General features: G+C 63.8%; 22 protein-coding genes. 4 read left to right on the forward strand and 18 right to left on the reverse strand.

Features of this window, described 5'->3' with window-relative positions; genetic code table 11:
- Window positions 1–15: 15 nt before the first annotated feature.
- From NN662_RS01415 to NN662_RS01425, 3 genes are read right to left on the reverse strand one after another with little or no spacing between them, the layout of a single operon-like run.
- Entirely contained in the window at window positions 16–939 is a 924-nt protein-coding gene (locus NN662_RS01415; RefSeq protein WP_261928533.1) for an ABC transporter permease, read from the reverse strand.
- Window positions 936–2,045 (reverse strand): ABC transporter permease, encoded by a 1,110-nt coding sequence (locus NN662_RS01420; protein WP_261928534.1) that lies wholly within the window; start codon window positions 2,043–2,045, stop codon window positions 936–938. Before NN662_RS01420 ends, NN662_RS01415 begins: the two co-directional genes overlap by 4 nt.
- A 26-nt stretch (window positions 2,046–2,071) precedes the next feature.
- Window positions 2,072–3,196 carry a BMP family ABC transporter substrate-binding protein gene (locus NN662_RS01425; RefSeq protein WP_261928535.1) on the reverse strand — a complete coding sequence of 375 codons (1,125 nt, stop codon included), beginning with the start codon at window positions 3,194–3,196 and terminating at the stop codon, window positions 2,072–2,074.
- A 194-nt stretch (window positions 3,197–3,390) separates the two neighbouring features.
- On the opposite strand from NN662_RS01425, the gene NN662_RS01430 reads away from it, so the two are divergent.
- Window positions 3,391–4,299, forward strand: a complete 909-nt coding sequence (locus NN662_RS01430) for a LysR family transcriptional regulator (RefSeq protein WP_261928536.1) — start codon at window positions 3,391–3,393, stop codon at window positions 4,297–4,299.
- 328 nt (window positions 4,300–4,627) lie between these two features.
- Window positions 4,628–5,101, forward strand: a complete 474-nt coding sequence (locus NN662_RS01435) for an SH3 domain-containing protein (RefSeq protein ID WP_261928537.1) — start codon at window positions 4,628–4,630, stop codon at window positions 5,099–5,101.
- A 44-nt stretch (window positions 5,102–5,145) separates the two neighbouring features.
- Here the strand turns inward: NN662_RS01435 and NN662_RS01440 are convergent, their stop codons facing one another.
- From NN662_RS01440 to NN662_RS01465, 6 genes are read right to left on the reverse strand one after another with little or no spacing between them, the layout of a single operon-like run.
- Window positions 5,146–5,808: a class I SAM-dependent methyltransferase gene (locus NN662_RS01440; RefSeq protein WP_261928538.1), complete on the reverse strand. Its 663-nt coding sequence runs from the start codon at window positions 5,806–5,808 to the stop codon at window positions 5,146–5,148.
- Window positions 5,805–6,467: a tetratricopeptide repeat protein gene (locus NN662_RS01445; protein WP_261928539.1), complete on the reverse strand. Its 663-nt coding sequence runs from the start codon at window positions 6,465–6,467 to the stop codon at window positions 5,805–5,807. The genes NN662_RS01440 and NN662_RS01445 overlap by 4 nt, the downstream gene beginning before the upstream one ends.
- The gene (locus NN662_RS01450; RefSeq protein WP_261928540.1) at window positions 6,454–7,266 is read right to left on the reverse strand and encodes an SDR family NAD(P)-dependent oxidoreductase; all 813 of its coding nucleotides are present in this window, start codon (window positions 7,264–7,266) and stop codon (window positions 6,454–6,456) included. The genes NN662_RS01445 and NN662_RS01450 overlap by 14 nt, the downstream gene beginning before the upstream one ends.
- On the reverse strand, window positions 7,256–7,924 hold the full coding sequence (locus tag NN662_RS01455) for a TenA family transcriptional regulator (protein WP_261928541.1): 669 nt from the start codon (window positions 7,922–7,924) through the stop codon (window positions 7,256–7,258). The genes NN662_RS01450 and NN662_RS01455 overlap by 11 nt, the downstream gene beginning before the upstream one ends.
- A gap of 23 nt (window positions 7,925–7,947) precedes the next feature.
- Entirely contained in the window at window positions 7,948–9,408 is a 1,461-nt protein-coding gene (locus NN662_RS01460) for an AMP-binding protein (protein ID WP_261928542.1), read from the reverse strand.
- A complete protein-coding gene (locus tag NN662_RS01465; RefSeq protein ID WP_261928543.1) occupies window positions 9,392–9,973 on the reverse strand; it encodes a thermostable hemolysin in 582 nt (193 codons plus the stop codon). Before NN662_RS01465 ends, NN662_RS01460 begins: the two co-directional genes overlap by 17 nt.
- 429 nt (window positions 9,974–10,402) lie before the next feature.
- On the opposite strand from NN662_RS01465, the gene NN662_RS01470 reads away from it, so the two are divergent.
- Both NN662_RS01470 and NN662_RS01475 read left to right on the forward strand, forming a co-directional pair.
- On the forward strand, window positions 10,403–11,080 hold the full coding sequence (locus NN662_RS01470; protein ID WP_261928544.1) for a response regulator transcription factor: 678 nt from the start codon (window positions 10,403–10,405) through the stop codon (window positions 11,078–11,080).
- A complete protein-coding gene (locus tag NN662_RS01475; RefSeq protein ID WP_261928545.1) occupies window positions 11,077–12,426 on the forward strand; it encodes a sensor histidine kinase in 1,350 nt (449 codons plus the stop codon). Before NN662_RS01470 ends, NN662_RS01475 begins: the two co-directional genes overlap by 4 nt.
- A gap of 28 nt (window positions 12,427–12,454) precedes the next feature.
- Here the strand turns inward: NN662_RS01475 and NN662_RS01480 are convergent, their stop codons facing one another.
- From NN662_RS01480 to NN662_RS01520, 9 genes are all read right to left on the reverse strand, one after another.
- Window positions 12,455–13,621, reverse strand: coding sequence for a M24 family metallopeptidase (locus tag NN662_RS01480; RefSeq protein WP_261928546.1), 1,167 nt, complete (start codon window positions 13,619–13,621; stop codon window positions 12,455–12,457).
- A gap of 108 nt (window positions 13,622–13,729) precedes the next feature.
- Window positions 13,730–14,368: a GntR family transcriptional regulator gene (locus NN662_RS01485; protein ID WP_261928547.1), complete on the reverse strand. Its 639-nt coding sequence runs from the start codon at window positions 14,366–14,368 to the stop codon at window positions 13,730–13,732.
- Window positions 14,365–15,630, reverse strand: coding sequence for a hydantoinase/carbamoylase family amidase (locus tag NN662_RS01490; protein WP_261928548.1), 1,266 nt, complete (start codon window positions 15,628–15,630; stop codon window positions 14,365–14,367). Before NN662_RS01490 ends, NN662_RS01485 begins: the two co-directional genes overlap by 4 nt.
- Window positions 15,627–16,574, reverse strand: a complete 948-nt coding sequence (locus NN662_RS01495) for an NAD(P)-dependent oxidoreductase (RefSeq protein WP_261928549.1) — start codon at window positions 16,572–16,574, stop codon at window positions 15,627–15,629. The genes NN662_RS01490 and NN662_RS01495 overlap by 4 nt, the downstream gene beginning before the upstream one ends.
- Complete coding sequence (locus tag NN662_RS01500; protein WP_261928550.1) at window positions 16,571–17,215, reverse strand: GntR family transcriptional regulator; 645 nt, start codon at window positions 17,213–17,215, stop codon at window positions 16,571–16,573. Before NN662_RS01500 ends, NN662_RS01495 begins: the two co-directional genes overlap by 4 nt.
- Window positions 17,212–18,162 carry a biotin-dependent carboxyltransferase family protein gene (locus tag NN662_RS01505; RefSeq protein ID WP_261928551.1) on the reverse strand — a complete coding sequence of 317 codons (951 nt, stop codon included), beginning with the start codon at window positions 18,160–18,162 and terminating at the stop codon, window positions 17,212–17,214. Before NN662_RS01505 ends, NN662_RS01500 begins: the two co-directional genes overlap by 4 nt.
- Window positions 18,159–18,869 carry a 5-oxoprolinase subunit PxpB gene (gene pxpB / locus NN662_RS01510; protein ID WP_261928552.1) on the reverse strand — a complete coding sequence of 237 codons (711 nt, stop codon included), beginning with the start codon at window positions 18,867–18,869 and terminating at the stop codon, window positions 18,159–18,161. Before pxpB ends, NN662_RS01505 begins: the two co-directional genes overlap by 4 nt.
- Before the next feature lie 10 nt (window positions 18,870–18,879).
- Window positions 18,880–20,184, reverse strand: a complete 1,305-nt coding sequence (locus tag NN662_RS01515; RefSeq protein WP_261928553.1) for a TRAP transporter large permease — start codon at window positions 20,182–20,184, stop codon at window positions 18,880–18,882.
- Window positions 20,184–20,726: a TRAP transporter small permease subunit gene (locus tag NN662_RS01520; RefSeq protein ID WP_261928554.1), complete on the reverse strand. Its 543-nt coding sequence runs from the start codon at window positions 20,724–20,726 to the stop codon at window positions 20,184–20,186. Before NN662_RS01520 ends, NN662_RS01515 begins: the two co-directional genes overlap by 1 nt.
- Window positions 20,727–20,796 lie beyond the last annotated feature (70 nt).

The raw sequence follows: 20,796 nt of genomic DNA on the forward strand, positions 1-20,796 counted from the left end.
CGGTTCTCCCGTCTCTCATTTGGTGATGCTGAGCTCGCCCGGTGCCGACGTCATGGCCCGGGTCGTTGAGCTGGTTGCAATCAGCAGCCCGAGCGTCAGCACGTAGGGAGCTGCGTAGAACAGGTAGTATCCTTCGGTCACCCCGACCGATTGCAGCGCCGGGCCGAGCGCACCCGCGCCGCCGAAGAGGAGCGAGGCGAACAGGCAGTTGATGGGGCTCCAGCGGGCGAAGATGACGAGTGCGACAGCCATCAGGCCCTGGCCCGACGAAATGCCCTCGTTCCAGCTTCCGGGATAGTAGAGGGAGAGGTAGGCCCCGCCGATCCCGGCAAGCGCGCCGCCGGCGGCTGTCGACCACAGGCGCACCCGGTTGACGTTGATGCCGAGCGCGCGGGCGGCATCGGCGCTGTCGCCTGCGACCCGGATAGTCAGTCCGATGCGGGTATTCTTGAACATCCACGAGGCGGCAAAGGACAGCGCGATGCCGGCAAGGAAGAGGACGTTGACGTGCAGGGCGGCCTGAACCTGCGGAATGTCGGACCAGAACCCGAGCGAAATTGCGGGCAGGTCCGGCGCGACCGGCTGCACGTAGGGCTTGCCGAAGAAGAAGGCGAGGCCCGTTCCGAAGATCATCAGCGCAATGCCGATCGCGATGTCGTTGACCTTCGGCAGCTTGCAGATCCAGCCGTGCAGCAGGCCGAAGAGCGTTCCGAAGAAGGCCGCGGCGAGAGTGCCGGCCCATGCCGAGTCCGTATGATAAGCGATCGCATATCCGCTCATCGCGCCGAAGACGAGGGTCCCTTCGAGGCCGAGGTTGATGCGACCGGAACGTTCCGTCAGGCACTCGCCGACGCTGACGAAGATGAAGGGTGTGGAGACGCGGATCGCGCCGCCAAGGATCGCGAGCGGAACACCCCAGAGCCCGATGTCGGCGGTCATGTCCGTTTCCCCTTGATGAAGCTGAAGAGATCGAACCGGTCCTGCAGCGTGTCGGAAAGCAGGATGGCGATGAACACCATGCCTTCCAGCACCAGGACGGTCGCGTCTGGCAGGTCGAGGCGGCGCTGGATCAAACCGCTCGACGCCTCGAAGCCGGCGAAGAGGATGGCGGCCGGGATGATTGCGAGCCCGTTATGGCGGGCGAGGAAGGCGATCAGGATGCCGGTATAGCCGTAGCCTGCAGCGAGCGAGGCGTTGGCCGACCCATGCACGGCAGCGACCTCGAACATGCCGGCAAGCCCGGCAAAGACGCCGCCAAGGGCGGTAAAGCCGATCATCAGCAGGCCGGCGGGCAGGCCCTGCACCTGGGCTGCCTTGACGTTGCCGCCGACGATGCGGGCGGCAAAGCCCCACGTGGTCTTTTCGATGAGGACCCAGGCGAGGATGCAGGCAACGATGCCGACCGTCAGCCCCCAATGCACGCCGACGCCCGGGATATCACCGATCCGGTAGGCGTCCGGCAGCGGTGCCGTCGACGGCTTGTTGAGGCTCGCCGGATCGCGCAGCGGGCCCTCGACCAGATGGTTCATCAGGGCGATCGCGATATAGGCGAGCAGAAGGCTCGAGATCGTCTCGTTGACCCCGCGGTAATGTCTGAGAGCGCCGATGCCGCCGATCCAGATCGCACCCGTCAGGCCGCCGGCGATTGCCATTGCGAGGATACCGAGCGGACCGGGCAGGCCCGGGACGAGCATGCCGACGGCTCCCGCCGCCACGCCGCCAAGCACGATCGCGCCTTCCCCGCCAATGACGACGAGACCGAGCCTGGCGGGCAGCGCCACGCAGAGTGCCGCCAGCAGAAGCGGGGCGGCGCGCGCAAGGGTGTTGGTCCACGAGAAGGCCGTGCCGAAGCCGGCCTTGTAGACGAGCTGGTAGAATTCGAGGGGCGACTTGCCGATCAGCAGGAGAAAGACCGCGAAAGCGATCATCCCGGCAACCAGTGCCGCCAGCGGCAGCAGGATGGCTTGCACCTTTCGAGCCATGGCTTCGGTGAAAAAGCCGGACTTATCGGCGATTACCGTCGCCATTTCAGCTTGCACGCTCATGACAGGTCACCCCTCGTTTGGCTCGATCAGGAGGTGGAGCCGATTACCCCTTCCACGAGATAATTCATGCTTTCAAGCGCAACGTCGGTCTCGGCGAAGGCCTGGCCTGCCGTCGCAATGACATTGCCCTTGTTGTCCTTCATCGGCCCCTTGATGACGGCGAAGCCGCCCTTGAGGATTTCCGCCTTCGTGGCTTCGAACTGCTTGGCCGCTTCCGGCGTGACCGCCGGGCCGAGCGGGCTCATCTTGATGAAGCCTTCTGCCAGCCCGCCGCGCACGAAATTCGGGATCGTGCCGCCGGAAAGCGTAGTGTTGATGAAGTCGGTATAGACCTTGCCCCAGTTCCATTCGGCGCCGGTCAGGTATTTGTCGGGCGCTAGTGCGCTCTGGTTGGCGTGGTAGCCACACAGATACATGCCGCGGCCGGCACCGGTTTCCATGACCACCTTCGGGCTGTCGACGTGGCAGGTGACGACGTCGACGCCCTGGTCGGCGAGCGCGTTCGTCGCTTCCGCTTCCTTGACCGCCAGCGACCATTCGCCGGTGAAGATCACCTGGCAGGAGATGGTGGGGTCGACGCTTCGCGCGCCGATCAGGAAGGAGTTGATGTTCAGGAGCACTTGCGGGATCGGCTTTGCAGCGACGAAGCCGATCTTCTTCGTCTTCGACATGTGGCCGGCGACGATGCCGTTGAGATATTGCCCCATGCCGATATAGCCGAAATAGGAGCCGACATTGGTCGGAAGGCCTTCCTTCCAGAGGCCGCCGCAATGTTCGAAGCGCACATCCGGATATTTCGGCGCCATGGTCAGGATATGGGGATCGAAATAGCCGAACGACGTTGGGAAGAGCAGTGTCGCGCCATCGAAGTTGATCATGCTTTCCATGGTCTTCTGCACGTCGACCGTTTCCGGCACCTGCTCTTCCTCGACGACGGTCACGCCTTCGATCGCCTTGACGGCGGCGGCACCCTCTGCATGGGACTGGTTGTAGCCGTAATCGTCCTTCGGGCCGACGTAGATGAAGCCGACTGTCAGACCGGCGGCGCGGGCCGCGCCTGCGGGAAGAAAGCCGGAAGCGGCAGCCAGTCCGGCAAGGCCGGCGGATGTCTGCAGAAATTGCCGGCGGCTGGGCATAAGGAATTTCGTCATGTCAGAGTTCCCCATTTTGAGGATGTCGCCCGGCTTCGGGCTCATCACCGATGCTTGTTGATTGCGCGGCTGGCAGATTTTCTCGTTCCCGTCGCGCCGAAGTCCGGACCTCACTAATCCAGATGTTTGTGCTTCTGTCTTGTGCTATGTTTTGGCCAGCCCGCTGCAAAATTTGCATCAGCCTAGGAGTGTCGATGCGCTACCTGAATTCGATCCGTTTTATCGATGCCGTTGTGAAGGCGGGGTCCATTCGCGGCGCGGCGGAATCGCTCGCCATCACCTCGACAGCGCTCAATCGCCGGATACTGTCGATCGAGGAGGAGCTGGGGGTTCCGATCTTCGAGCGGTTGCCGCATGGCGTCAGGTTGTCGGCCGCCGGCGAGATCCTGATCCATCACATCCGCAACCAGCTGTCCGATATGGAGCGGGTCAGATCGCAGATCGCCGACCTGTCCGGTGTCCGGCGCGGTCATGTGTCGATCGCCTGCAGTCAAGCGCTGGTGCCGTATTTCCTGCCAAGCGAGATCGCGCTCTACCGCAAGGGACACCCGAACGTGACCTTCTCTGTGCAGGTGCGCGACCGGCAAGCGGCCGAACAGGCGCTGGTCGACCATACGGCCGACATCGCCATCGTCTTCGAGCCGGTGCGGCTTGCCGATTTCATGACGTTGATGCGGGTCCACCAGCCGGTGCACGTGGTGATGGCCGTCGGCCATCCGCTGGCCAGGAAGGAAACGATCCGGCTCAGCGACTGCCTGAGCTATCCGATCTCGCTGCCGACCGCATCCTACGGCGTCCGCCATCTTCTCGACATCGCCGTCCAGTCGGCCTCGCTGAAACTGGAGCCGGTGATCCTGTCTGACAATTTCGAATTCCTTCGCAACCACGCGGTGGCGGAAGACATCATCACGTTTCAGATCCCGATCGGGCTTGGCGACCGCGCAATGACGGGCGAGATGGTGTCCCGGCCGCTCGATCGGCGCGACGTGCCGGCCGGGATCCTCTATATGGGGCAGTTGAAGGGGCGAACGCTTCCCGTCGCCGCCGCACGCTTTGCCGCGCAGCTTTCGGCCTCGCTAGCCGCGCGATACGAGGTCTCCTGATCGCGCGAAAGACCGGTTGCGAAAGATCATGGTCGTAGCATCAGATCTTCCGGACGTCTTGAAACAAGGCTTGAAGCACATCTCGTGGCAGCGAGGCCCGGTCACCGGTTTCCGGCGAAGCGCGCCCGTGCGCCGATGGTCACTCGACCTCCTTTTCTGCGCTGCGGCCAGTATGAGCGGTAAATGTTCCCGCCGTATATTTTGTGGCCCGACACATCATTCTTTGGAGATGGCATTCAGATCGCCGGAACAACTCGGCGTCAACCGAGTTACGAAGGATAGGTTGCTTCAACTGAAAAAATACAGGACAGGAAAAGGGAGTTCCGTCATGAAAATGCAATTCTTGGCTCTGGCACTCGGTGCAGGCCTGCTGACGCCGGCGGTGGCTGAGGCCGCTACCGGCTATGCGACGGCGGATGTGAATCTGCGCGGCGGACCCGGAACCAATTACCCGGTGATCGATGTCATCCCGGACAACGCCCGCGTCACCATTTACGGCTGCATTCGCGGCAGAAGCTGGTGCGATGTCGGGTTTGCTGGCGCACGCGGCTGGATGTCCGAAAACTACCTTCAGGCCAATTATGGAAATCGCCGCATTCCGCTGGCGGCGCCGGCCTACAGGTCCCTCGGAATCCCCGGGATAACCTTCTCGTTCGGAAGTTACTGGAACCGTCATTATCGCGACCGTTCCTTCTATCACAATCGCCATCACTGGGACCCGCGTCACCACGACGGTCGACGCCACCACGACGGCAGACATCGGGACGACCGCCGCCGCAAATGGTGGCGCGATCACCATTAACAGGCCAAGCTTTCCGGGCCCAGCTTCGGATGCCCGGGAAGCTGTTATTCCGCCTGCTTCACGGCAACGGCCAGAAGGCCGCTGATGTTGAGCGGCAGCTTTGCCCGCTCGATGCGAATTCGATCATTGCGAAACCCGGATTGGACGAGAAGGGCACGCAGATCGACTTCGTCGAAGGTCCGATGCGTCTGCTGTTCGCAGAATGGCCAGGTGCTCATCGTCGAGCGGTCGGTGACGTAAACCACCATTCGGCCGCCCGGCTTGAGCATGCGGTGACACTCGGCGATGTCGTGTCCTTCCTTGTCGAAAAAGTAGAGGACGTTGACCGCGAGGAGCCTGTCGAAGGTGTTCGATTGGAACGGCAGGGGTGAAAACGGTCCAGTGTGGAGGCGGAGATGCCCTCCGGCGACACGGTTCGCGTTTCGCCGCGCGGCCATGTCGATCATTGCCCTGGAGTGATCGACGGCGTCGACCTGGCCTCTGCTGGCCAGATCGCACAGTCGGCCCAGGCTTCGTCCGCCACCGCAACCCAGTTCGAGCACGCGGTCCGTCGGCCGCACCTCCAGGGCATCGAAGGCGAGCTGGTAGGGTCGCCAGTTGATCGATGCCATGAGGTGTCCGATGAGACGGCCGGCTGCGCCTTGCGGATGGCGCAGTTGCTCGCCTGTCTTTGACCACAGCCGCTGAAGTGGGAGCTGTGCGGTCATGACTTGGCCTGGATGGTATCCAGCAGGCGCTGGATGACGAGACGACGGTTGTGATCCCAGAGCGGCCGGTCCGGATTCTGAGGCAATGTCAGCGCCTCCTGCAACACCTGACGGGCATGGGCGTATTCGTGCTCCCCGGCCAGAAAGTCGCCGTAGAAGTAATGCGTGTCGAGGCTTTGCGGGGCCGATTGCATGGCTTCCTCGAACAGGGCTCGCGCCCGCTTCTTGTCGCCGAAGCCCAAGGGGAAGCCGGGCACGCGATAATAGAGCACCGCGAGGCTCGTCGGTGCGCCGGCATCCAGCGCCTTGGGATCCATCGCATAGGCCTTCTCCAACAGGTCGCGGGCTGTCTTGGCAAGGCCAAGCGCATGGAAGGCGCTCGCCATGGAGGCGCGCTCGCTGGTGATGATGCCGTCCCAGATATAGGCTTCGGCACTATTTGGATATTTCTGGGGCAGCTGGTCGGCGACCGTGCCCAACTGGTCCATAAGCTCGGTCAGCTTGGCGCCCTCAGGAATGGTGAACTTCAGCCGTTCCCATTCGCTCCGAACCTTCGTGACATCGGTCATCATCGCCGACTGGTCATCGCCGAAGGCGGGGGCGAGCCCGAAGGAGGCGAAGACCAGCAATGCGGCCAACAGGATCTTAATTCTCTGCATGAGCTGTTTCCTTGAGAGAGGGAGTGTTGAAAGCGGAACTCGCCGGCTTGCGTGTCGTCGCGCGATCGACCAGGCGGGGCGCGATCGCCTGCAGGGTCATGAAGACCCGCTCCTTTGGCGAGGGATAGACATGGTCCTTGCGCAAGCGGACTGCGTTCCAGACCTTTGCCGCCACACGTGCGGGATCATCGAGGCCAGCGCCGTCAATGGCATCGGCGACGCCTGCGGCGCCGGCGGTGTCGGTGGCGCGGGGCGCCACATAGGTGACGGCAATGCCCTGGTCGAGAAGTTCGCGGCGCAGAGCGACGGAGAAACCTTTGACCGCCGCCTTGGAGGCGGAGTATGCGGCAAACTGCGCGAACGGAATTTCCCCGAACATCGAGCCGATGTTGACGATCCGCGGTTCACGCCCCTGCCGGATCAGCGGCAGCAGCCGCTGCGTCAGCAGCATGGGGCCGACAATATTGGTGCTGAACAGGTCGGCGATGTCCTGCGCCGCCGCAGATTCCAGACTGCCGGCATCGATGCGCCCGGCATTGTTGACCAGGATGTCCAGCCTCTTCCAGGAGGAGGCGACCGTCTGCCGTATCCGCTCGATCCCGTCATCCCGGGTGATATCGGCGGCAACGACCAGATGGGTGCCGCGGCGATCGAGGAGGCGGAGCGTCTCCTCGAGCTTGTCCGCGCGCCGGCCGACAAGGCAGACACTGGCCCCGCGTCTGGCGGCTTCCACCGCCAGCGCGCGCCCAATGCCGGACCCGGCGCCGGTGATCAGGATCGATCGCCCCTCAAGCTGCATGGCGAACTTCCGGGCGATTTCCGAGATCGAGGAAAATGCCGCCGTAAAGCCGGTAGAAGATCTTCGACTGGGCGATGATGAGATCCTGCGTCGCCCGCTCCGTGAGAGCGTTCACGGTATTGGCGAAGAAGGCCACATGCTCCTGGTCGAGCGACCCGTGCGACCGCAGATAGGAAAATCCGGTGTCGTCCTTCAGCGAGAACTGCGTCTTGAGAACATCGGCAAGCTTGTCGGCGAGAAGGACGGACAATCCTTCGAGAACATGCGAACTGCCGAGCATGGCATAAGGGCTGACGCGCTCGATGGCATAATAGGTATAGCCGACCATGATGGCGCAGGCCTGGCCCGGCTGCCCCTTTGCCACGGCATCGGCATCGCCGCCGAGTGACCGGATATCGTCGAGAATCCACTTCTCGTGACCGCGCTCCTCTTCCATGTATTCGACCAGCGCGTCCTGGTAGCGTTCGTCGGTGGTCCGCGATGCGGCCAGCGCCAGAAGCGGGAATGTGTGCTTCACATGGTGATAGGCCTGTTCGAGAAAGGCCAGATAGGTTTCGCGGGCGGCGCCCTGCGTCGTTGCCCTGGAGACCAGCGGGATCTGCAGGAAGGCGTTGCGTTCGGCGGCGGTTTCCGCGTTCAGGCGATCGTAAAAGGTCATGGTTTTCTCCTTTGAGGGTGTGATCAGCGGGTGGTGACTGCGCGCGATGTCTCCACGAAATCGTGCACGCGGCAGCGGATGGGGCGGCCGTTGGCCGTGATGAGCAGGGCTTCCGCCGCACGCCGCATGTCGAGGACCTGGATATCGGCAGGGACGGCGTAATCGGGAAGCGAGGTGCAAAGGGACGTGACCAGAGCGCGTATCTCCGCCGCGCCGGCGGACGTGAACCACTGTTCGCCATAGGCGGACGGGATGATCAGCGCATGCAAAGCGGGACGGCCGGACCCCGAAACGACGGCGACAGCAATGCGTGGGTCGGCCGTCAGCGCCGTTTCGACCCATTCGGGCGAGACGTTGCGGCCGAAGGCGGTGACAATGAGATTGTCCTTTCGCCCGTGGATCGTCAGGAACCCGCTTTCGTCGAGCGAACCGAGGTCGCCGGTGCGCCAGCGGCCGGCAACCGGCGGCCCGCCCAGATAATGGTTCATGACGGTCGGGCTTGCGACGATGATTTCGCCGTCCTCGATCAGCACCTGCACATCGCCGATAGGCGTGCCGGCGGTGCCCTGCCTGGTGTTGCCTGGCCTGTTGAGGGTCACAACCGATGCGCATTCGGAGAGCCCGTATCCTTCGTAGACGGGCATGCCCATGTGTTCGGCGAGATCGAGGACGGCGGGCGGGACGGAGGCCCCGCCGACGGCGACGAAGCGCAGCGATTGCGGTGTCGCCACATTCATTGCCTTCATCTGGAAGAGGAGCGCCTTGAGCAATTGTGGCACGAGAACGGTCGCGGTCGGCTGTTCCTTGACAAGAACGCCGAGGATGCCTTGCGGATTGCCGCGCGACACCTCCTCTGCAACTGCTGTCGCCAGCCGGACGGTCGCTCCGCAAAACAGGGGGACGAAGATCGCGCAGATGGTTTCGAGCAGCATCGGCAACGGCAGGACGGACAGATAGCGATCCTCGGCGTTGCCGCCGGAAGCGGAGGCAAGCCCGCGAACGGCTGCTTCGATCTGGGTTTCGCCAAGGCAGACGCCTTTCGGCGTGCCGCTGCTGCCGGATGTGTAGGTGACGATTTCGAAGCCCGGCTGATATCTCGAGCGGGGAGCAGCCTCTTCGTTGAGGGCGATGCGGGCGGAGGGCAGCTTCAGTGTTGCCGCCCTTGGTTCCATCGTCGCATCGACGAGGATGGCGTCAAGGCCGGCATTCTCAGTGATTGCGATCAGCTGCTGGTTCGAGAAGAAGGCCGGCAGCGGCACCAGCGTCAGACCGGAAAAAGCGGCGGCAAGCTGCGCGACGACATATTCGCAGTTGTTGCTGCAGAGGAGACCCAGGCGGCGGCCGAGTGATTGCTGAACCAGGCCATGATGGGCGACGGCGTTGCGAAGCTCGGCCCAGGTCAGGCTGTTCGCGTCGTCGCGCATGACGATGGTCTCGGGCCGGCGGCTGGCCTCTTCGCCAATCCTGTCAAAGAGAAATTGCATGTTCCGTTCCTTTGGTCGCGGCAGGTGTCGTGAGATGGGAGGGATTGCGAACCGCAAACACGGCGGGTGCATGGTCGTAATAGGAGCCCCATGCCTCGGCCTCGGATATGCGGTGACGCTCGGCCCGGGCGAGGTAGGTCGGCAAAAGGCCGATCTGCAGAAGCCGGCGGCAGAAGAGATGGGTGAGGGTGAAGAAGGACCAGTCGTGGCCGGTCGCCTGGCCATGCCGGATGATGGCCTTGATGAAGCTGCCCGTCTGCGTCTGCACGAGGCTCGCAAGCGAGGTGACCTCGAAAACCCGGTCCCGTTCGACGGCGATGCCATGGCTCCGGGAAATCGCTTCTTCCACGGGGCAGTCAAGATATTGCTCGGAGAAGAAGCCGTCGTCGGCAAAGCGCAGTCCGGCTGCGCAAAGCGGCTGTCCGTCAAGGCCGAAACCTGCGATCAGCAGTCTCGGGAATGTGGAGATGGTCGCGCCGTAGCGATCGTGGAATATGCGTGCGATCAGCTCTTCTGCAGCGGCGCGCTGCGGATCCTGCGGACGCAGGATTTGGATGGCCTGCATGGCTTGCCCCTCGTTGATGTCGGGGCAAATCTGCGCAGCTTAGCTTACAGACGACTTACAACATGCAGGTATTGCTGTGACGTTTTCTGGGCACGTCGGGGATGTCGCGGTGGTTCAAAAGGCGCCGGAGCATTCGAATGCCATGTGTCCAAGCAGCTTTCTTGCACGCGCCGATAATATGAAGATAAAAATCAGGAATACATGCGTACTGTACTTGAAAAAGGCCCATTTCATCGGACTTGAGGGTAACTGTTCTCAGACAAAGTGTCGCACCGTTCGATTTCACCTTTGTCCAGTTCCGGCACTGCCTTCTATTTGACACGTTCCCTTTCCAGCAAGTTCAGCATCGACGCGCAACATAGGGAGCGGCATGAACCGGCAGGCGGGGCTGGATCAGGCGGGCGGCCGAAAGACATTCGAGGGGATTTCATGCGGCTTCTGTTTCTGGAAGACAATCACCGCCTGCGGACATTGACGGCCAAGGCTCTCGGCGGAGCGAGTTTTGCCGTTGACGCGTTCGCGACCGTCCGCGATGCGCGCGATGCCTTCGCCTCGCAGGAATATGATTGTCTCATTCTCGATCTCGGGCTGCCGGATGGCGACGGAATGGAGCTGTTGACGCTGGTGCGCCAGGGCGGCAGCGCGACGCCGGTTCTGCTTCTGACGGCGCGCGACGATATTTCGTCGGTCGTTCACGGTCTCAACGGCGGCGCCGACGATTATCTCAGAAAGCCGTTCAGCAACGACGAACTGATCGCGCGCATCCGGGCCTTGTTGCGACGGCCGGGGACCGTGCTTCAGACCGTCCTTCAGCAGGGAAACATCGCATTCGACCCGACGGAGCGCCGCGCCACCGTCGGCGAAACGGTCATGGATCTCAGCCGACGCGAAGTCGCCGCGCTGGAGACGATGATGCGACGCCCGGGACGGGTGATCTCGAAGACGGCGCTTGAGGAAACCCTCTACGGATATGGCGAAGAGGTGAGCTCGAACGCTGTCGAGGTGCTCGTTCACCGGTTGCGGAAAAAACTGGTGGGTGCGGGGGCGGACTGCGAGATCCATACGCTCAGGGGCATCGGTTATCTCTTTGCAGAGCGACCTGCATGAGGATCATGCCCAACAGCGTCTTCGGCAGACTGGTGCTGGGACTGGTGATCGTCAGCATTTGCGCGGTGGCGCTCGCCACGGCCTTTCTGTATACGCGCTTTCACGACAAGCACTCGTTCTTCTACGAAGGCACGCTGCAAAGCTTCGCTGGAGACATCCGTCGCGATGTGAAGATCGTCGACGGCAAGGCCGTCCCGACCGTCAGGCAGGCGACAATCCAGCGCATTCTCGGCCGCGGCGGCCGTTTCGTCATCGTCGATTTCGACGGCACCAAGCTTGCGGGTTCAGAGGGAACGACGGGCGCATTCGTCTCGCCGCAGAACCAGGACGAGAGCTTTTTCTGGATTCCCAAGACGGCCGCGTCGCCGGAGCTTTTCGGCATTTCCGCCCAGGCGGGGAATGCGGATGTGCCTGTTTTCGTACAGGTGGCACTGCCCATCGGCCACGCCATATTCGAATCCGTCCTGCACGAGTTCATGCAGGATATCGCCTGGCTCTGGATTCCCTTCCTGCTTCTGATCCTGATCACCAACGTCATCGTGGTGCGGTTGGCCTTGCGCCCGCTTGCGGCGACCGTCGAAGAGGCGAGGGCCATTCAGCCGGGAGGGGTCACGGTGAGCCTCAGCGAAAAGGGATTGCCGCAGGACATTCTGGCCGTCGTGCGCACCGTCAACGAGGCCTTCGGGCGTTTGCGACTGGCAATCCGGACGCAGGAAGAGTTCGTCGCCGACATGGCGCATGAACTGCGCACGCCGATCGCCGTCATGAAGGCGCAACTCGCACCATTGCATGTGCCCGTCGCGACGATCCTGTCCCGTGACCTCGATTCGATGGGTCGTCTCGTCGAGCAGCTTCTCGACCGCGCGCGGCTGGGAAAGCTGAAGATCGAGCCGGGCGATTTTGTCGACCTCTACCAGGTTGCGCGCGAAGCGGCGGCCTTTCTTGCTCCGCGGATCGTCGCCCGGGGGCGGACGATCGAGGTCATCGCTCCGGGCAAGCCGATGATCGTGGCGGGCGGTCAGGATGATCTCTTCCGCGCGGTTAGAAACCTCATCGAGAACGCGGTCGAGCATTCGCCGGAGGGCGGTCTCGTTTCGGTCACCATCACCGACACGCCGGCAATCGTCGTCACCGATCGGGGCAACGGCTTTCCGCCGCATGCGCTGGACGATGAACGGCGGCGCAGTGGCACCTTGCGCAGCGATCGCCGCGAAGGGGCCGGCCTGGGTCTTTCGATCGTCGAGCGAACCATGCAGGCGCATGGCGGCCAGCTGAAACTGTCGAACCCGCCCGAAGGCGGCGCGCGCGCCGAGATGCGGTTCAAGCTGGATGATGGCGCAGGCTAACGGCGGCGCCTTCCTGCTGCAGACCGGCCTACCGGACCGTCAGCGATCTTGGCAGGCTGGAGAGGATGTCGATGCCCGTATTCGTGACGATGACGGTTTCTGACGCGCCGACGGTCCAGTGGCCGTAGCGGCGCAGCGTTGCCGGCAGGTGAAAGACCATGCCCGGTTCGAGAACGCGGCCGACATTGGAAAACAGGCTGAGGATGGCGCCTTCTCCCCAGTCGGGCGCAAAGGCGATGCCCATCGAGTAGCCGATGCGCTTGCGGAACGCATCGTGGTATCCGGCGGCATCGATAATCGCTTGTGCCGCATCGTGAACGGCAGCGCAGGAGACTCCGGGCCGCATTGTGGACAGGGCGGCATCGAGCGCTCGCTCGGCGCAATCCATCATCGCCTGCGCCTCGGCCGGCGGATTGCCCATCCACACGCTGCGCATCAGGGCCGAATGATAGCGGGCATGGCTTCCAGCCATCTCGAGGAAGATCGGATCCCCTGTTTCGAGCACCCGCCGCCGCCACGTCATGTGCGGCAGTCCGGAGCGGGGGCCCGAGGAGACCAGCGGCTCCATCGCCATGGTTTCCGAACCGGCCGTGACGGCGGCCGACAGCATTGCTGCGGCCACTGTGTTTTCGGTGCTGCCGGGCGCACAGGCGTCCAGTCCGGCGCGCAGGCCCGCTTCGGCATAGCTGGCTGCGAGACGGATGGCGTCCAGTTCGCTTTCCGATTTGACTGCCCGCAAACCCTCGACCAGGCCGCTGCCATCGGGGAGCCTGCCCATGCCGATGGCTGCCTCGAGGCGATCGAGGAAGCCGGCCGAGACGAACCAGCCGTCGCGCGAAAGGGCGGGCCGCCTGATGCCGTTCTGCTTCAGTAGTCCGGCGAGGATCGCAGAAGGGTCATCGGCATCCTGATAGGCATGGATATCCGAGAGCCATGTGTTGGCCAGGGAACCGGCCATTTCCAACTGGCGGACGAGAAGGAAGGGCGCAGCCGCCTCTGACAGGACGAGAGCCTGAAAGGCGAAATAGCCCGCCGTCTGGCGACCGGACAGCCAGTAGATGTTTTCGGGAGAGGTGACGATCAGGGCCTCGTGCCCCGCCTGCCGAACGCTCTCAAGGGCCAGTTCCTGCCGCCGTTCGAATTCGCCGGCGGCAAAGGCGGCTTCACGACCGCTGAGAATATCGAGTTCTGTCACAGGTTGTCCTTGTGTCGGTGTGTCGGTGTGAGCCACGCGGCGCCACGGGGAGGTTGAAGCCGGTTGCTGGCAGGCGCCCGATCCGGCGCCCGGAATTGGGAACGGTCTCTATTGGCCGGCAAGCCAGGCAAGGAAGCGGGCGCGCACGCTGTCGAAATGGGTTTCCATCGCGCTCTGCGCTTCTCCGGGGTTGCCGGCCTCGATCGCATCGATGACGGCGATATGCTCGCGAGCCTGGTCGGCGAAGCGATCATGGACGCGCGTGATCGTGCAGCGTCTGGCGATGGCGCGCATTTCCTTTATCATGTCGGGGAGAAGATGCAGGCCGGCCGCTTCGACGACGGCCGTGTGGAAGTCGTCGTCATGCGCCCAGAAATCGTCGAAGGCCGCATCCTTGCCGTCGGCGTAGCCCTGCATCAAATCGCGCGCGCTGCGAAGCCTTTCCGTCATGCCCCGTTCGGCGGCGCGGGCGGCGGCGGCGCCTTCGAGCAGGCGTCGCATCTGCACGATCTCCAGCAGCTGCTCGACGGAGACGCGTCGGACCACAAGCGCGCCATTGTCGAGCCGTTCGACGACGCCTTCCTTTTCCAGCCGCGAGATGGCCGAGCGAAGAGGGGTGCGCGAGATGCCCGAGGCGGCGGCGAGATTTCTCTCGGTCAGGATCTGGTCTGAGGCGAAGCCGGCTTCCAGGATATGGGTCTTGATCGACTGATAGGCCTTCTGCGCCAGTGTTTCCTTGTCGTTCATGTCCGTTGCGTCCCCGGCAGGGCCTGCCTGTCGGCAAAGGCGGCGTGAATTGCGCGGACCGCAGCGGCCAGATCCTTGGTGTCCATGGCTTCGTCCGGATTATGGCTGCCGTTCCAGTTGCGCAGGAACACCATGGTCGATGACCATCCGGCCTGGGCGAAGGCGGCCGCGTCGTGGCCGCCGCCAGACAGCATGCGCCGCGGCCGATAGCCTATCTCATGGGCCGCCTCAGCGATCCGGTCGGCAAGCGGTTGCGAGAGTGCCGAGGGCTTGCTGCGTGACTGCGTGCCCATCTGAAATCTAACCGATCGCTGGGCTTCGATGGTGGCGATCGTTTCCGCCATGAAGGCGTCGATCCGGTCGAGCACAGCCTCATCGTCACTGCGCAGGTCGACGCAGAAGTCGACACGGCCGGGAACCTTGGCGAAGGCATGTTCCGGGGTGGCGGCATCGACACGGCCGAAGGTGACCGCCAGATCGTGCCCTGCGGCGAGCACGGCTTCCCATTCCCTGTCCATCGCGGTGATCAGATCGGCGAGTGCGAAGACGGCATCCGACCGGCTGGCGCGCGGCGCGGCCCCGGAGTGCGCCCAAACGCCCTTGATCGTGGCATTGCGGTAGCGCAGTCCGCCGCGTACGCCTGAAACAAGTGCAAAGGGTTCGCCTGCGTCGAAAAGGACCGGCCCCTGCTCTATGTGCAGTTCTATGAAGTTGGCAGGCGCGAGGTCCGACCCGGCAAGGATCTTCTCCGGATCGCCGCCTTCGTCGCGGATGTGGTCGGCGAGGCTGCGGCCGGTATCGCTGCGGGGCGCGTGCATTTCGGCCGATGTCAGACGTCCCAGCGCGCCGCGTGAGCCGGCATAGGAGACCGGGAACCAGACGCTTTCCTCGGCCCGTGTGACGGTGACGATCAGGTCGACCGGCGGCGTCTCGCAGTTTCTGACAAAGGCTGTCACCAGTGCCATTGCACCGGCGACACCCGCTGTTCCGTCATAGGCGCCGCCCATGGCGACCGTATCGAGGTGCGAGCCGATATAGACGGGCACGGCATGCCGATCGCGGCCGGGAAGGCGGGCGAAGAGATTGAGCGCCGCGTCGCGCCAGACCTCCAGGCCGAGCGCCAGGGCTTCCCGCTCGACGATGGCGTGGGCGGCGCTCTCCAGCGGGCTGTAGGACGGCCGCGTGAAGCCGGGGCCGGGTTCGCTCAATGCGTTCACGGCTTCGAGCAGGCGGTCGATGGTTTCCTGGATCACGTCGCTCATGCGGCCACCGTTGCCGGATCATTGAGCGCGGTCGCCGGTCTTGTTCCAGAAAGTGCAGTCAGGACATTGCGAACGGTGGCGACCGCCATGCGCTGCAAGGCTTCTTCGGTTGCGCCGCCCAGATGCGGAGTGAAGATCACCCGGCCGCTTTTGCCGAGCGGTCCTTGCGGTGCGCCATGGCTGTAGACGTCGAGCGCTGCGGCGGACAGCCGGCCGGAGGCGATGGCTTCTGCCAACGCCTGTTCGTCGACCAGACCGGCGCGTGCCGTGTTGACCAGAATTGCGCCCGGTTTCACCACCGCCAGCGCCTCCCTGCCGATCAGCCCTTTCGTCTCGGGGCGCATCGGCGTGTGCAGCGAAATGAGGTCTGCCTGTGCGAGGCCATCGTGAAGGGATGCCGCGCGTTCGAAATCGCCGATGTCGGCAACGCGGGGAGAATGAACCAGCAGGCGCATGCCGAAGGCTGCACTCAGCATGCGGCCGAGTTCGGAACCCGTATTGCCCCAGCCGACGATGAGGGCGGTCTTGCCGAAGAGCTCGAGCGTCTTTTCACGCTCGCGGAAACCGGAATGGCCATCGCGTTCGGCACGGTCGGCGGCCGGGATCAGGCGCGCGGCGGCGAGTGCCAGCCCCAGCGCCAGTTCGGACACCGAACGGGAATTGGCCCCCGGTGTGTTGCACACCAATATCCCCCTGGCCGTCGCGGCCTCCTTGTCGACGGCGTCATGTCCGGCGCCGTGGACGACGATGACTTTCAGGCTGTCGGCGGCGGCGAAGGCCTGCGCTGAAAAGCCGGCATCACGGGTGATGGCAGCGATGCAACCCGGGACGAGACGGCTTGCGGTTTCCATGTCTGACGTCGGGCAGAGGACCGGCGTGATCCCGGCGTCGCGCAGCATGGCAATGCCATCCTGGTGAATCGGCTGGACGATCAGGCACTTCATGGGGCTTTTCCTTCATTGAAGACCGTAAGCCATTCCAGAATGGCGTCGCGGGCATTTCGTATGTGCGCAGCGATCAGCTCGCCGGCCTGCTCGGCGTCTCCACTTTCCAGAGCCGCAATAATCGCGAGATGCTCCTCGCACCCCTTGAGGAAGCGTTGCGGCACCCTCGTATGGTCGAAGATGCAGGTCCGCAGTCTGAGGTCGTCGATCGTACGGATCAACGTCTCGTTGCCGGCGGCATCGGCCAGCATGCGGTGGAAATCGTTGTCTACGCGCCAGTGTTCCTCGCCTTCGCCAGGACCGGCTTGCATCAGGGCGTGGATGCGCGTCTTCATCGCTTCCAGCGTCGATTTCGGCAGTCTCGTCGCCATCCGGGCACCGTGCGCCTCGAGCGTTTCGCGCAGGAAGAAGATCTCCTCCACTTCCTCGGCGCTGAGCTGTCGCACGCGCAGGAAGCGGCCGTCACGCTCGGCTAGGCCTTCGGCCTCGATCCTCTTGATCGCCTCGCGCACCGGCGTGCGCGACATGTTGAGCGCTTCGCCGAGCTTTGCTTCCTGCAGGGCGTCGCCGGCGACCAGTTCGCCGGAGAAGATCATGCCGATGATGCGGGCATGAGCACGTTTGGCGAGGGGTTCGGTCATGGCGTCACCGTGTCCACGGGCTGAAGGTTTTCAAGGCTCGCCTTCAAACGAAGTCGCTCGGCGACAAGGAGATCTTCGGCTGCCGCCTGCGAAATGCGTGCGAAACGGATGCTGGCGCCGGAGGGCGTCTGCGCAAGCCGCGGCAGATCCACCGATGCGATGGTCGCGATCTTCGGATAGCCGCCCGTCGTCTGCCGCTCCGCAGTCAGCACGATCGGCTGGCCGGAGCCCGGCACCTGGATCGAACCGAGCGGGGTGCCGTCCGAGACGATGTCATGACCCCGGAATGCCCTGATTACGGGACCGTCCAGCATGGTCGCCATGCGATCGCGCTTGGAGGAGACCCGAAAGTCCGACCGCAGGAACATGTCCCATGTGGCGCCGTCGAAATAGTCGTCCTGCGGGCCGGGAACGACGCGGATCGGTCCGCGTCCGCGATGAATGGGCAGGGCAAGGCGAAGGCAGGGGGCATCGGTGGACGATCCGAGCGACAGGGCGTCGCCAGCCTGTAGGGTGCGCCCGTCAAGGCCGCCGATGCGGCTTCGAAGATGGGTTGAGCGCGAGCCGAGCAACGGGGGCACGTCGATGCCGCCGGAAAAGGCGATGTAGCCCCATACGGCTCCGACCATGGCGCCGACGGCAAGCGTTTCTCCGGGCTGCAGCCAATGGCTCTCCCAGGCAGCGACCTGCCTGCTGTCGATGCGGATGTCAACCTGTCCGCCGGTCACTGCGATGCGGGTTGGCGCGTCGACCCGGTAGCTGCCGCCGAGATGCGCAAACTCCAGCGCGGCGAGCGCGGGGGCGTTGCCGACCAGCGCCTGTGCGAAGGCGAAGGCCGCCGGGTCCATCGGGCCGGAGGCGGAGATGCCGCTGTGCAGCATTCCCCTTCGGCCGGGATCCTGAACCGAGACCATCATGCCGGCCTTGACGATGTGAAGCTTGTTCATGGCAGCACGGGCTCCGCGATCGTCTCGCCGGCCGCGACACGCGCCTCCAGCCGTTCGAACTCGGCTTCGTTGACGGGCTCGAAGCGCACCGTATCGCCGGCCCGGAACAGAGCGGGCTCCTGACGCTGCGGGTCGAAGAGCTGCACCGGCGTGCGGCCGATGAAGCGCCAGCCGCTCGGGCCGGCGAGCGAATTGATGCTGGCCTGCTTGCCGCCGATCCCGATGGAGCCGGCGACGATATGCTGGCGCGGCGTCGTCAGCCGCGGCGTGTGCAGGATTTCCGGCAACCCGCCGAGATAGGCGAAGCCGGGCGCAAAGCCGATCATGTAGACCCGGTACTCGGCACCGGAATGAAGCCTGATCACCTCGTCCACGTCGATGCCCTTCATGCGCGCCAGCTCTTCGAGGTCCATGCCGGCCGGACCGCCGTAGAAGACGGGAACGGTCCAGTGGCGCGAGGGTGTGTGTTCGACATCGAGCGATGCCAGTCTTTCTGCCAGCGTGTCGGCAAGTGCGGAGGCGCGGACGATTGCGGGATCGTAGCAGACCAGCAGGGAGCGGTAGGTGGGAACCGTTTCGGTTATGCCGTCGACGGGTCGAGCCGCGAGACTTTCGGCAAGCGCGATCACGCGCCGGTTCGTGGCGTCGTCCACCTGATCGGAAAGTTCTACAGTCAGCGCTTGGTCGCCGGCCGGTAGTATGCGCATTATCAAGGACCTAGTTTCGTTGTGACAACGTATCCGGAAGCCATGTGACTATGCCCGGAAAGACTGCAATGAGAAGCACAAATGCGGCCATGATGAAGAAAAATGGCAAGGCCGCGCGTGCAATCGTGCCGATCCTGTCCCCCGTCAGCCGCTGGATGACAATCAGATTGAAGCCGACCGGCGGTGTTATCTGCGCCATTTCCACAACAAGAACGAGGAAGACCCCATACCAGACCTTGTCGTAGCCGGCGGCAAGGATCAGCGGCAGGGTGATCGGCAATGTCATCACGATCGCGGACATGCCTTCCATGATGCAGCCGAGGATGGCGTAGAAGATCAGGAGAACGATCACCAGCACGAAGGGCGAGAGGTTGAGCGACTGGATGCTGGCGGCGATATAGGCGGGCAGGCCGAGATAGCCGAGGCCGACCGACAGGAACATGGCGCCAATGATGATGAAGCCGATCATCGCGCAGGTCTGCGCGGCGTGATAGACCGCTTCGGCCAGATTGCGCACGGTCAGCGATCGTTGGAAAAGTCCGATCAGTATCGATCCGGCGACGCCGACGCCCGCGGCTTCTGTCGGCGAGGCGATGCCGCCGTACATCGAGCCTATGACGCTGAGGATCAGCAAGAGGACCGGGCCGAGACCGCGCAGTGCCGCGAGCTTTTCCGACCATCCCGTCGACGGCGGCGCCTTGCCGACCAGCGTCGGATCGAGGATGGACCTGACGGCTAGGTAGATCATGTAGGAAGCGGCCAGCAGACCCCCGGGAATGATGCCGGCCATGAAGAGGCGCAGGATCGATTCTTCCGCCAGCACGCCGTAGATGATCATGATCACCGATGGCGGGATCAGGAAGCCGAGCGTGCCGGCGCCCGCGAGGCTGCCGATCACCATCTTGCGGTCGTAGCCCCGGTTCAAAAGCTCGGTCGCGGTGATGCGTCCGACGGTGGCGGTCGTCGCCGCGGAGGAGCCGGATACCGCGGCAAAGAGGGTGCATGCCAGCACGGTGATGTGGCTCATGCGGCCGGGAAGCCTGCGTGTCCAGGGGGCCAGTCCGCTGAACAGCGCTTCGGAGAGCTTCGTGCGGAACAGGATCTCGGCCATCAGGATGAACAGCGGCAAGGCCAGCATTTCGGCACTGACGGCCGAATTCCAGATCTGCTGGGCCAGGAGCTTCTCGACCGGCATGTTGGGTCGGAAGATCGACAGGACCATAATGCCGGAACCGATCAAGCCCAGTCCGACCCAGACGCCGGCGCCCAGCAGCAGGGCAAGCAGCCCGAGAAGTGTCAGTGAAAGCTTACCCATTACAATTGATCCTCAGAGGCGGCTTCGCCTGCAAGCGGCGTTCCGCCGAGGATGCCGAGAAGTTGTGCGAGCATCTGCAGGGCAAAGACGACCGCGCCGATCGTCATGACGCCCTGCGGAATCCAGAGCGGAGTTCTGACCACCGAAGAGGCGACCGAGCCTCGCATGAAGGACAGGTAGGCCATGTCGCCGATGGCGAAGACCATCGCGCAGGCGATCAGCAGGCCGACCATGGTTGCGCAGGCGTCCAGCAGCAGGACGCCACGGCGCGGCAGGTAGTCATGGATCGCGGTGACCCGCACATGACCGCCGCTTTTCAGGGTTGCGCCGGCGGCGAGAAAGAAGCACGCCCCCATCATGTAGGCGGCGTAGTCCCAGCTGAAAGGCAGGCTGACGCCGACGAGGTTCCGGCTGATGATCTCCGCGAAGATGAAGGCGAAGATACCGACGAGACAAATGCCGCCGACGACGCCTGCGGCAAAGGTCAGGCGGTCGATCGGCTCGATGATCGCGCCGAATTTCCGGTCCTCGCGTGAGTGCATGATCCGTCTCCAACTGGCAGGGGCAATCGTGTTGAAGGGCCTGCCCGCACCGTTTGGCGCGGGCAGGCCT

This window comes from Rhizobium sp. NRK18 (assembly GCF_024385575.1).
Taxonomy (GTDB): Bacteria; Pseudomonadota; Alphaproteobacteria; order Rhizobiales; family Rhizobiaceae; genus JANFMV01.